Annotated in this window: 13 protein-coding genes; 11 read left to right on the top strand and 2 right to left on the bottom strand. The window is 68.6% G+C overall.

Translation table 11 applies throughout. The features are described 5' to 3' along the window. The first annotated feature begins 39 nt into the window (after nucleotides 1-39). The 9 genes from pdxA (at nucleotide 40) to AAGI91_08320 (ending at nucleotide 7735) form a co-directional block, all read left to right on the top strand. Nucleotides 40-1026 (top strand): 4-hydroxythreonine-4-phosphate dehydrogenase PdxA, encoded by a 987-nt coding sequence (pdxA, locus tag AAGI91_08360; GenBank protein ID MEM1042627.1) that lies wholly within the window; start codon nucleotides 40-42, stop codon nucleotides 1024-1026. A gap of 102 nt (nucleotides 1027-1128) precedes the next feature. Beyond that, a complete protein-coding gene (locus AAGI91_08355; protein MEM1042626.1) occupies nucleotides 1129-1935 on the top strand; it encodes a class I SAM-dependent methyltransferase in 807 nt (268 codons plus the stop codon). A 64-nt stretch (nucleotides 1936-1999) separates the two neighbouring features. Then, on the top strand, nucleotides 2000-2701 hold the full coding sequence (locus tag AAGI91_08350; GenBank protein MEM1042625.1) for an ATP-binding cassette domain-containing protein: 702 nt from the start codon (nucleotides 2000-2002) through the stop codon (nucleotides 2699-2701). Between the two features lie 54 nt (nucleotides 2702-2755). Then, the gene (locus AAGI91_08345) at nucleotides 2756-3391 is read left to right on the top strand and encodes an HNH endonuclease (protein MEM1042624.1); all 636 of its coding nucleotides are present in this window, start codon (nucleotides 2756-2758) and stop codon (nucleotides 3389-3391) included. A gap of 90 nt (nucleotides 3392-3481) precedes the next feature. Continuing rightward, nucleotides 3482-3694, top strand: a complete 213-nt coding sequence (locus AAGI91_08340; protein MEM1042623.1) for a DUF433 domain-containing protein — start codon at nucleotides 3482-3484, stop codon at nucleotides 3692-3694. Between the two features lie 83 nt (nucleotides 3695-3777). After that, nucleotides 3778-5304, top strand: coding sequence for a DASH family cryptochrome (locus AAGI91_08335; GenBank protein MEM1042622.1), 1527 nt, complete (start codon nucleotides 3778-3780; stop codon nucleotides 5302-5304). 517 nt (nucleotides 5305-5821) lie between these two features. Then, on the top strand, nucleotides 5822-6247 hold the full coding sequence (locus AAGI91_08330; GenBank protein MEM1042621.1) for a thioesterase family protein: 426 nt from the start codon (nucleotides 5822-5824) through the stop codon (nucleotides 6245-6247). Nucleotides 6248-6383: 136 nt separating this feature from the next. Further along, nucleotides 6384-7385: a sodium-dependent bicarbonate transport family permease gene (locus AAGI91_08325; protein MEM1042620.1), complete on the top strand. Its 1002-nt coding sequence runs from the start codon at nucleotides 6384-6386 to the stop codon at nucleotides 7383-7385. Between the two features lie 35 nt (nucleotides 7386-7420). Continuing rightward, nucleotides 7421-7735 (top strand): hypothetical protein, encoded by a 315-nt coding sequence (locus AAGI91_08320; protein ID MEM1042619.1) that lies wholly within the window; start codon nucleotides 7421-7423, stop codon nucleotides 7733-7735. Here the strand turns inward: AAGI91_08320 and AAGI91_08315 are convergent. Further along, nucleotides 7732-8376 carry an NAD(P)H-binding protein gene (locus AAGI91_08315; protein MEM1042618.1) on the bottom strand — a complete coding sequence of 215 codons (645 nt, stop codon included), beginning with the start codon at nucleotides 8374-8376 and terminating at the stop codon, nucleotides 7732-7734. The genes AAGI91_08320 and AAGI91_08315 overlap by 4 nt on opposite strands. An 87-nt stretch (nucleotides 8377-8463) precedes the next feature. On the opposite strand from AAGI91_08315, the gene AAGI91_08310 reads away from it, so the two are divergent. Beyond that, the gene (locus tag AAGI91_08310; GenBank protein ID MEM1042617.1) at nucleotides 8464-8823 is read left to right on the top strand and encodes a helix-turn-helix domain-containing protein; all 360 of its coding nucleotides are present in this window, start codon (nucleotides 8464-8466) and stop codon (nucleotides 8821-8823) included. After that, complete coding sequence (locus AAGI91_08305; protein ID MEM1042616.1) at nucleotides 8820-10520, top strand: NAD-binding protein; 1701 nt, start codon at nucleotides 8820-8822, stop codon at nucleotides 10518-10520. The genes AAGI91_08310 and AAGI91_08305 overlap by 4 nt, the downstream gene beginning before the upstream one ends. A gap of 174 nt (nucleotides 10521-10694) precedes the next feature. On the opposite strand, the gene AAGI91_08300 is transcribed toward AAGI91_08305, so the two are convergent. Continuing rightward, on the bottom strand, nucleotides 10695-11423 hold the full coding sequence (locus AAGI91_08300; GenBank protein MEM1042615.1) for an FKBP-type peptidyl-prolyl cis-trans isomerase: 729 nt from the start codon (nucleotides 11421-11423) through the stop codon (nucleotides 10695-10697). Nucleotides 11424-11797 lie beyond the last annotated feature (374 nt).

Genomic DNA, 11797 nt, shown 5'->3' with positions numbered 1-11797 from the left:
TAGGGGCGCAGCATGCTGTGCCCCTACGATTGTCCTACTATGCCCCATCGCTCTCGCCTCGCGCTCACCCTCGGCGACCCGAACGGGATCGGGCCGGAGGTGGTGCTGAAGACGCTCGCGGACGGCGACCTGCGCGCGCGCATCGATCCGGTGCTGGTCGGGTCGGAAGCGGTGCTGCACGCGCACGCCGCGCGGCTCGGGCTGGAAGATGTGGCGACGGGGCTAGACATCTGGGAGGTCGCGCCGGGCGAGACGCCGGACATTGCGTGGGGCGAGACGAACGCGGTGGGCGGCCGCCTCGCCATGCGGGCCGTCGAGCGCGCCGTCGACGCCTGCCTCGCAGGCGAGGCCGACGCGATGGTGACGGCTCCGATCTCGAAGGAGGCGATCACGCTCGCGGGCTACCACGTCCCCGGCCACACCGAGTTCATCGCTGCCCGCACCGACGCCGATGGGGTGGTGATGGTGCTCCTCGACCCGCACGTTCCCGGTCTCCGCGTCGCGCTCGTCACAACGCATATGCCGGTCCGCGCCGTCGCCGACGCCGTGACGCCCGAGGTAATCCTCGACACGCTCCGCCGCCTCGACGCCAGCCTGCGGCGCGACTTCGGGATCGACGCCCCGCGCGTCGCCGTGCTCGGCCTGAACCCGCACGCGGGCGACGGCGGGGTGATCGGGACCGAGGACCGCGACCTCGTCGAGCCGGCGCTGGAGCGGGCACGCGCCGAGGGCCTGGGCGTCCACGGCCCCTTTCCCGCCGACGCGTTCTTCGGGCGGCGCGGCTTCGAGCGGCACGACGCCGTCCTTGCGATGTACCACGACCAGGGGCTCGCCCCGTTCAAAGCCCTCGCCATGGGCGGCGGGGTCAATGTCAGCGTAGGCCTCCCCATCGTCCGCACCTCGCCCGACCACGGGACCGGCTTCGATATCGCCGGGCGCGGCCTCGCCGACGCGGCGAGCTTCCGCGAGGCCACGCTCCTCGCCGCCGAGATCGCCGCGCGACGCAGGCTGGAGGATAGAGGGTAGAAGATGGAGGATGGCACCTCAAACTCGACCGCCCTTTCATTCGCCATCCTCTATCTTCCATCCTCACGACGCCGCTGTTTCTCTTACCGCCATCGACCGGAGATGCCGCCCCCGACACCCGCCGCCACCCCGCCCTACGACGCCCTCGCCGCGGGCTACGACGTGGTCATGGCGCACGTCGACTACGGCGACTGGGCCGACTACGTCCTCGACCTCTTCGCGCTCCACGAGCACGAGCCGCAGTCGATCCTCGAACTCGGCTGCGGGACGGGCAGCCTCGCCTTTGAGTTGCAGGAGCGGCGGCCCGGCGGGTTCCGCTACCTCGCCACCGACCGCTCGGAGACGATGGTCCGCGTGGCCCGGGCGAAAGCAGACCTGCACGGAACGAGCCTCGGCGACCCCGGATCGGGTCCGGGGCAGGCTCTCCGCTTCGCCGTGGCTGACTTCACAGGGTTCGACGTAGACGAGCGCTTCGACGCGGTCCTGCTGCTCTACGACGGGCTGAACTACCTCCTCGACGACGCCGACGTGGCGGCCCTCTTCGAGCGCGTCGCGGCGGCGCTCGCGCCGGGCGGCCTGTTCATCGTCGACCAAAGCACGCCGGCCAACTCGGTCAACAACGAGGCCTACTTCGAGGACGAGGGCGAGGCCGACCGCTTCACGTACACCCGGCACAGCCAGTACGACCCCGCGACCCGCCTCCACACGACCACGTTCGACCTGGAGATCGACGGCACGGCCTACGCCGAGCGGCACGTCCAGCGGGCCTACGCGCTGGGCGAGATCGACGCCCTCGCCGCCGCCTCGCCGCTGGAGGTGATGGCCGCGTACGACGGCTTCACCACGGCCTCGGCCACCGACGATTCCGAGCGCATTCATTGGATTATGAAAAGGTCGAAGGACGAATGACGAGGTTCGAGTGGGTGCCGCCCTCAGTCATTCGTCGCTCGTCATTCGTAACTCGACATTCGACATGATTGAATTCCGCAATGTGAGCCTGTCGTATCCGACCCCGGAGAAGGGGCGGCGGACGATCTTCGAGGACGTGTCGTTCCAGATCGATCGCGGCGAACTCGTCTACCTCGTCGGCAAGACGGGGAGCGGGAAGAGTTCGCTCCTGAAGCTGCTCTACATGGACCGCGAGCCGGACGCGGGGGTGGTGGGCGTCGGGCACTACCGGTCGGACCAGATCAAGGAGAAAGAGGTCCCCTACCTCCGGCGCTCGCTCGGGGTCGTCTTCCAGGACTTTCAGCTCTTGCCGGACCGGAGCGCGTTCGAGAACGTCGCCTTCGCGCTCTACGCGACCGGCAAGAGCGGCGGCGCAGTCAAGCACCGCGTGCTCCAGGTGCTCGCGCGCGTCGGGCTGACGCACCGGCAGCGGGCGATGCCGCACGAGATGTCCGGCGGCGAGCAGCAGCGCGCCTGCATCGCCCGTGCGCTCGTCAACGAGCCGCCCCTCCTCCTGGCCGACGAGCCCACCGGCAACCTCGACCCTACGGTCGCCGACGGCATCCACGAGCTGCTGCTCAAGCTCCACCGGCAGGGCATGACGATCCTCATGGCGACGCACGACTACCGCCTCGTCCGTCAGCACCCGGCGCGCACGCTCGCCCTCACGAAGGGCCGCGTCGTCGAGGTCACGCCCGAAGTCCTCGGCGCGGCGGAGCGGGCATAGGCGAGGAACGTATCTTCCAGAACGTTATCCCGCCTCCCCTCCACCTCGAAGTATATGGCCCGCTGGATCGACGACATTGTAACCGCGATGCAGAATCTCGGAGGGCAAGCGGCCTACGCCGCCCTGTACGAGGAGGTAGCACGCGTGCGAGGCCTCCCACTTCCGAAGACCTGGCGGGCGATTGTTCGGAACCAGGTCGAAAGCTACTCCTCTGACTCCGAAAATTATCGGGATAGCCGCGAGGATTTGTTCTACTCTGTCGGGGGGCTCGGAAGTGGCGCGTGGGCGCTTCGAAAGCGGGCGGGCTATCCGACCAAGAATTCTATAACTCGCGCCGACTCCGCTTCCGCCTCGCGTGAGCCGCGTCCCGGCTACGAGGGGGCCGTGAAGCGCGTCGCACTCGACCGATACGAACGAGACCCGAAACTCCGGCAGCGCTGTCTCGACTACTTCGGATATGACTGCGCCGTATGTGGGCTCAATTTCGAGACGGCCTACGGGGAGATAGGTCGGGGATATATCCATGTTCATCATCTGGTCCCGCTTGCATTGAAGGCTGGACCTCGCCTCGTTGACCCAGTTCGAGACCTTCGGCCAGTCTGCCCGAACTGCCACGCCATGCTACACCGCCGCAATCCGCCCATCCCGGTTGAGGAATTGCGCGCTCAACTGCGCTCCTCGGCTAGTTGACCACATTCTTCCGTTTCGCCGCAACTGCGCCGTGCCAGATCGGGAACGAGTCGAGGGCGTTCGGTTCCCTGAATCAAACACGCGGGCGCCATGCAGCGGCACCAGGTCTACCATTCCGACCCCGACACTTTGGGAGGCACACCCGTGTTTCAGGGCACGCGCGTTCCCGTCCAGAACCTCCTCGACTACCTCTCTTCGGGCCGACCACTCGACGACTTCTTGGAGGGGTTCCCCAGTGTCAGCCGTGAGCAGGCCGCTGCGTTCCTCGCGCTGGCGAAAGACGCTGTCCTCGCGGCTGCCTAGCGGGCAGACTGGACGCAGCGCGGGATCATGGGTTGGACTGTGACCGTTGGCCTCGGCCCCTCCTCCCTACCTCTTCGACTGCCGTGCCCGCCTCCCTCCTCTGGTTCCGCAACGACCTCCGCCTCCACGACCACGAGCCGCTCCTCGACGCTGTCGAAGCGGCCGGGCCGGACGGGCGGCTCCTCGCCGTCTACTGCCTCGACCCGCGCCACTACGCTGAGACGCCGTACGGCTTCCGTAAGACTGAGGGCTACCGCGCCGCCTTCGTCCTCGAATCGCTCCGCGACCTCCGCGGGCGGATGCGCTCGCTCGGCAGCGACCTCGTCGTGCGGCAGGGGCGGCCGGAGGACGTGCTGCCCCCGCTCGCCGAGCAGACCGGCGCGGCGTCGATCCACCTCCACGACGAGCCGATGCAGGAGGAGATGGAGGTCGAGCAGGCACTCCGCGAGGCGCTGCCGGACCTGACGTGGAACGTCGTCTGGGGCCACACGCTCGTCTCGCTCGACGACCTCCCGTTCGAAGTCGCCGACGCGCCGGACGTGTTCACGCAGTTCCGCAAGGCCGTCGAGAAGGGTCCGGCGGGCGACTACTACGCGCCCGAGCCCGCCCCCGAGGCGCTGCCGCCGACGCCCGACGGCGTCGGGCCCGGCGCTATCCCCGAGTCGGTCGACGCCCTCGGCGTCGCGCCGCGCGAGACGGACGACCGGCTCGGGTTTCGGATGCGCGGCGGTGAGACGGCCGGGCTGAAGCGCCTCGATCACTACCTCTGGGATGCCGACCGTCTCCGCGTCTACAAGGAGACCCGCAACGGAATGCTCGCGCCCGACGACTCGTCGAAGCTCTCGGCGTGGCTCGCGCACGGGTGCCTTTCGCCGCGCCGCGTCCAGGCCGAGGTCCGGCGCTACGAGGCCGAGCGCGTCAAGAACCGGAGCACCTACTGGCTGACCTTCGAGCTGCTGTGGCGCGACTTCTTCCGGCTCTACGGCGCCAAGTATGGCGACCGCCTGTTCTGGCCCTCCGGCCCGAAGGGCGTCGCGGGCATGCCGGAGCGCCTCGACGAGGGCCTCTTCGCCGCCTGGCGCGACGGGCGAACCGGCCTCCCGATGGTGGACGCCTCGATGCGCGAACTCAACGAGACCGGCTTCATGTCGAACCGGGGCCGGCAGAACGTGGCCTCGTTCTTCGCCAAGCACCTCAAGCAGCCGTGGTGGGTCGGCGCGGCCTACTTCGAGGCGCTGCTGGTGGACTACGACGTGACGAGCAACTGGGGCAACTGGGCCTACAACGCCGGCGTCGGTAGCGACCCGCGCGACCGCTACTTCGACGTCGAGCTGCAGCTCAGGAAGTACGACGAGGACGCCGCCTTCGTGAAGCACTGGCTGCCCGCGCTCCGCGACCTCCCGCCGAAGCAGGCCCGCGAGCCGTACCGGATGTCGGACGCCGAGCAGGAGCGGCACGGCGTCGTCCTCGGCGAGGACTACCCGGTCCCGGTGATCGACTACGACCGGGTGACGCAGGCCCTCCGCGAGGGCTCGCGCCCCGGCCGCGACGACCGCGGCTCGAAGCAAGGCGGCCCGCGCCGCAAACGCGGCAACCGACGCCAGCGCTAGACCGCTCAACTAGCGCGGACATCCATGCTTACCCATAAGGGCTACACGGGTCACGTCGAGTCGATGTCTAGATTGCGGTCAGAATCTTTCCCTATCGCGCTTTCCGCTCTCGCCGGCCTCCTGTGCTGCGCGTTGCTGTTTGCCTTCAAATCAGACCTGTTCCGCGATACCCTTGCCCCCTTCGCTGCCCTCTTTCCTGCCTGTGGGCTCACTGGGGCGCTGGTTGGAACAAGAATCTGGCGCACATCTTCGCGGCGACGACCATGGTGCACAGCAACCTGGGCCTTCTCCTTTCCTCTCTTCTTGTTTGTGGCCGGGTTCATCGCTATCTCCGTCGCCCTTTCTATCATGTCCCCGGATCGCCCCAATACCACTCTAGCTGAATATTTTGGAGGCATGTTTATTCTCTTTGTTTACTACGCCTTCAGCTTCTTCATTCCGCACCTCGCTATTAGCGTTCTCCTCGCCCTTGTGCTGTATCGAAGAGCTTCTACGTCCGATCGTAGCGACAGCGACCATGCAACCTGAGCCGCTCCGCCAGCCGTTTGAGGTCGAGATCGCCATCACGCCGGCGGACATCGATCAGCTCGACCACGTCAACAACGTCGTCTACCTGCGCTGGGTGCAGGAGGCGGCGATTGCGCACTGGACGGCGGCCGCGACGGACGAGGAGAAAGACAGCTTACTCTGGGTCATCGCCCGGCACGAGATCGACTACCGACGGCCGGCGTTCCGGCAGGACGAGGCCGTCATCGTCCGGACATGGCTTGGGGGGACGAGGGGACAATCGTTCGAGCGGCACACGGAGATCCTTCGCGCCGCGGACCGGAAGCTGCTGGCAGAGGCCCGCACCTTCTGGCGACCCATCGACCCGGCGACGATGCGGCCCGTCGCGCCGAGCGACGACCTCTACGCCCGGTTCTCGACATCGGACGGCGGGTAGGCTCGTCCGGCAGATAGGCTCTAACCAGTCAAAGGAACCTCGGGTCTCGCCCAAAAGTCCTGGGGACGGCCTGGACGCTGCCGGTGGCGGTGGACGGCCGACCCCTTCTGCGGTTTGCCTCTCTCAACGCCTCTGCATGGACGCTCTGTCCGACCTCGTCTCGACGTTCGCCTCCCAGCTTCAGAAGCCGACGCTGGCCTTTCTGCTGGGCGGCATGGGCATCGCCGCGCTGGGGTCCAAGCTGACGATCCCGGACGCGATCTACCGCTTCATCGTGTTCATGCTCCTGATGCGGATCGGCCTGGAGGCAGGAATTGAGATCCGCGAGGCCGACTTCGGGGCGATCGTGGTTCCGGCGCTGATCGCGTTTGTGGTCGGGTGCTTCGTCGTGATCCTCGGCCGGGTGACGCTGGCGGCGCTGCCGCAGGTGAGCACCGAGGACGGGATCGCCACGGCGGGCCTGTTCGGGGCCGTGAGCGCCTCCACGCTCGCCGCGGCGATGGTGGTGCTCGAAGAGGAGACGGTCTTGTTTGAGGCGTGGGTCCCGGCGCTCTACCCGTTCATGGACATCCCCGCGCTCGTGCTGGCGATTGTGCTGGCCGGGGTGCACGCGCAGAAGCAGAACGGCACCGAGCGCGTGGCGATCCTGCCGATCCTCAAGAACAGCCTGCGCGGCTCGGCGCTCTCGGCGCTCCTGCTCGGCATCGTGATCGGGCTGCTGGCCCGGCCCGAGGGGCTCTTCGAGGAGTTCTACGACCCGCTCTTCCGCGGCCTGCTCTCGATCCTCATGCTGGTGCTCGGCATCGAGGCGTGGTCGCGCCTGGCGGAGCTGCGCCAGGTGGCGCACTGGTTTGCGATCTACGCCCTCGTGGCCCCGCTCGTCCACGGACTCGTGGCCTTCGGGCTGGGCTACCTCGCCCACGTCGCGACCGGCTTCAGCCCGGGCGGGGTGATCCTGCTGGCGGTCATCGCCGCGTCGAACTCGGACATTTCGGGTCCGCCGACGCTGCGGGCCGGGATCCCCTCGGCGAACCCGTCGGCCTACATCGGCTCCTCGACAGCGATCGGCACGCCGATCTCGATCGCGGTCGGGATTCCGCTCTACCTGACGCTTGGCCAGCTCGTCTTCGGCCTCTAGCCGCTGCTCAACCCTTTGCTACCGGAGGAAACGCTATGACCCACCAGGCGACCAAAGTCTCGATTGTCACCGAGAAGCTCAACGAGGACCAGATCGAGCAGATCATCGTTGACGCCGGGGCGACGGGCTACTCGGTCTTCGAGGGCAGCGGGAAGGGCGGGCACCGCATCAAAGCGGGAGGCCGCGCCTCGGTCGTCGGCGACTTTTCGCTCGTCAAGATCGAGGTGATCGTCGCCGACCGGGCGACGGCCGACGCCATCGTAGACCGGGTGGCCGCCACCTACTTCAAAAACTACTCGGGGATCGTCTACATGGAGGCCGTCGAGATCCTGCGCATCGAGAAGTTCTAGGCACCGGTGACGTGGGGCTCGATGCGGCGGTAGGTCCCGCTGGTGGCCTCGGCCAGCATGAAGTCAGCCACGTCAGCGCGGGGGATCTTGGCACCGAGGCCGAGCTGGAGGATGCCGTGGCGGTAGCGGCCCGAGTGCGGGTCGTCGGTCAGGCGGGGGGCGCGGACGACGGCGTAGTCGAGGTCGGAGCGGCGGAGGACGGCGGCGTGGCCCTCGGCGTCGGCGAGGATGTCTTTGGCCACGAGGCCCATCACGCCGCGCATGATCTTCCCGCCGAGCGAGCGCTCGGGGTCGCCGGGGGCGTCGACGCCGGCACCGGTGAGGCTCACGATGCGGCGGACGCCGTGGGCCGCCATCGCGCGGGCGATGTGCTCGGTACCCTCGGTCTGGACGCGGCCGTCCTTAGGGACGGGGGCGAGGCACGAGAGGACAGCATCGGCCCCCGCGACGGCGCGGGCGACGGCGTCGTAGTCGCGCACGTCGCCCTCGACGACGCGGAGGCGGTCGTTCGAGAGGTCTTGCTGGGCGGCGAGCTTGGCGCGGCTGCGCACGAAGGCGGAGACGGTGTGGCCAGCGGCGAGGGCCTGGGTGAGGGCTTCGCGGCCAGTCCGGCCGGTGGCTCCGAAAACGGCGAGGTGCATGGGATCGAAACGCAAGGTGAGTGGTTGAGGTGCGCACGCAGGCTCCGCTACGTTCGGTTCCCTCTGTTACCTACCCCGAGGTAAGAAATGGCTTCGGCCACGCTCCACGCCGCCTGCCCCGTCACCGCTGCCGTCGCGCTCGTCGGCGGAAAGTGGAAGATCCCGCTCCTGTGGCACCTCCAGGCCGGGCCGCGCCGCTACGGGGCGCTTCGGCGGGCGATCCCCGGCATCTCGGAGAAGATGCTCGGCCAGCAGCTCCGCGCCCTCGCCGCCGACGGTCTCGTCGAGCGGACGGTCTACGCTGAGGTCCCGCCCCGCGTGGACTACGCGCTCACCGCGCAGGGCCGCGCCCTGACGCCCGCGCTGAGCGCGCTCGCCGACTGGGGCGTCGCCCACCTCGACGGCCCGTGGTGTAGCGAAGCGCAGAGCACGGAGGGCACGGCATGAAGTTCGTCAGCGGCCAGCTCTCCTACTTTTTCGGGGACCGCAAAGTCCGGCGCAACGTCCGGTCGCTGCTGAAGTACGTCGCGTTCATCGCCGCCGTGATCGTGGTCTACGCCGTCGTGTTCCACGTCGTGATGCGCTACGAGGGGCAGGAGCACTCGTGGGTGACAGGGTTCTACTGGACGCTGACGGTGATGAGCACGCTCGGCTTCGGCGACATCACGTTCCAGAGTGACCTCGGGCGGCTCTTCAGCATCGTCGTGCTGCTCTCGGGGATCGTCCTGCTCCTGATCGTCCTCCCGTTCGCGTTCGTCCGGTTCTTCTACGCGCCCTGGCTGGAGACGCAGGTCCGCACGCGTGCCCCGCGCGCCGTGCCGCCGGACACCGAGGGCCACGTCGTGATCTGCGACTACGACTCGGTGGCGCCGGGGCTGATCCGGCGGCTCAAGCAGGAGGGCATCCCCTACTTCGTGCTCGAAGACGACCCGACGGTCGCCGCCAACCGGTACCTGGACGGCGTTTCGGTGATCGCGGGCGAGGTCGACAGCAGGGCTACCTACGAGGCGCTCCGCCTCGACCATGCCCGCCTCGTGCTCGCCAACCGCGAAGACACGGTCAATACCAACATCGTCCTGACCGTCCGCGAGGTGGAGCCGGACGAGACGGTCGTGGCGATTGCCAACGCGAAGGACTCCGTCGACGTGCTCGAACTGAGCGGGGCTACGCACGTCCTCCCGCTCAAGCAGTGGCTCGGCGAGCAGCTCGCCAACCGCGTCAACGCACAGCACGCGCAGTCCCACCCCATCGGCCACTACGAGGACCTGCTCATCGCCGAGCTGCCGGTGCACAACACGCCGTTCTCCGGCAAGACGATCCGCGAGACGCGGATGCGCCAGATCTCCGGCGTGAGCGTAGTCGGCATCTGGGGACGCGGGGCCTTGCTTCCGGCGCGGGCCGACACCCACCTCGACAACGACAGCGTGCTCGTCGTCATCGGCACCGAGGAGCAACTTGCGGCGCTCGACGACCTCCTCGTCATCTACAGCGTCAACCCGAACCCCGTCGTCGTCGTCGGCGGCGGGCGGGTCGGTGCGGCGGTGGCGCGGTCGCTCCGGGCACGCGACATCCCGGTCCACCTCGTCGAGCGCGACCCGGCGCTCTGCCGGCGGCTCCAGTCGGCCTGCAACGAGGTCTTCGCCGGGGACGCAGCGGACTACTACCTCCTGGAGGAGGCCGGCGTGCTGAAGGCCCCCTCGGTGGTGCTGACGACCAACGACGACGCCGTCAACATCTTCCTCGCCTCGTACTGCCGCAAGCTGAACCCCGAGGCCCGCATCGTCAGCCGGATCACGCACGAGCGCAACCTCGAAGCCATCCACCGCGCCGGGGCGGACTTCGTGCTGAGCTACGCCTCGCTCGGCACCGAGGCCGTGTTCTCGATCATCAAGGGCAAGGAGCTGATCGTGCTCGGCGAGGGGGTCAACCTGTTCTCGGTCCCGACGCCGCGCTCGCTGCGCGGCAAGGCGCTCGCCGAGACCGGTATTGGGGCCCAGACGGGGATGACCGTCGTCGCCCTGCAGCAGAACGGCAGCGTCACGACGGACCTCTCGGCCGAGACCGTGCTCGCCGCCGAGGACGAGCTCCTCATGCTCGGCGGGAGCGAGCAGCGCCGCGACTTCGCCAAGCTCTTCGGCGCGTGACTGAGCCGGGTCTGGGCAGCAGGGTGCGGGGGGCTGAGGGTGCGATGCCGGTTCGCTTGGGTGACGGTCCGCCCAGCGCCCCGTCTCAACCGCTGTAGGGGCCTGGCATGCTACGCCCCTACGGTGCCGCGATGCACCACGAACTCGAAGAGGTAGTATCACACACGCACTGCGCTACTCCTCCGCCGCGATCACGTCGATCAGCTCGACCTCGAAGGTGAGGGCGCGGCTCGGGCCGATGGGCGGGCGGGCCTGCTCGCCGTAGGCGAGGGCGGCCGGGATGTAGAGCATCCACTGGCTCCCCGGCTTCATGAGCTGGAGCGCCTCGTTCCAGCCCTCGATCACCTCGCCGACGCGGAACTGCTGCGGCTGGCCGCGCTCGTAGGACGAGTCGAAGACGGTGCCGTCGGGGAGCGTGCCGCGGTAGTTGACCACGACGGTCTCGCCGAGTTCAGGAGACTCGCCCTCGCCCTCGCGGAGCACCTTGTAGAGCAGCCCACTCTCGGTGGCCTCGACGCTGTCCTGCCCGGCGATGCCGGCGAGGTAGGCCTCGCCCTCCTCCGCGTTCGACCGCGTCGCCTGGACTCGGAGGGTGTCCCCGAAGGCGCGCATGATCGAGGCGATCTCGTCGTCCGAGAACCGCATCGAGTCGCCGCGCAGCCCTTCGCGGGCGGCTGCGAGGACGAGGTCGTGGTCGAGTTCGACACCCTGGAGGGCGGACTGCTCGCTGAGATCAGATCCGAAGCCAAAGCCGATGATGTAGGCCGCCTGCTCGTCTAGGGTGTCGAGGTCGCCGGTCTCGGGCGCGGTCTCGCAGGCGGCGAGGACGAGGGGCGCGGCGAGGACGAGGGGCACGGCGAGGAGGGCGAGCAGGCGGCGGCGGGTCGCGTGGCGTATGGACATGGAGCGAGGCGGAGGGTGAGAGCACGGTCGGAGGCCTGCGGGCGCGGCGCGCCGAGGCAGCGCAGAGTATACCCCCCGCCGCGCGCCCGGCGAAAGCGCGGCGGGGCCGCGGCGCGCATTCCTTCCCAAACCTTCGCAGCCGGTGCGCCGCTGGCGCGGAATGGGGAGAGAGGGGAGAACGGGAAAGTTTATTTCGGCGTGGAGGGTTAGGAGGGTAGGGAGGGAACAGACTTGGCGCGGAGCGCGAGGGTCTCGGTACCTTTCTTGGCTTTTCTTGAGACGCCCTCCACGCCCTCCACGCCCTCCACGCCCTCCACGCCCTCCACGCCCTCCACGCCCTCCACGCCCTCCACGCCCTCCACGCCCTCCACGCC

The sequence above is a fragment of the Bacteroidota bacterium genome (assembly GCA_038746285.1).
In the GTDB taxonomy this organism is placed as follows: Bacteria; Bacteroidota; Rhodothermia; order Rhodothermales; family JANQRZ01; genus JANQRZ01.
The sequence above is the reverse complement of the archived record's forward strand: the minus strand, read 5'-3'. Positions and strand labels throughout refer to the sequence as shown.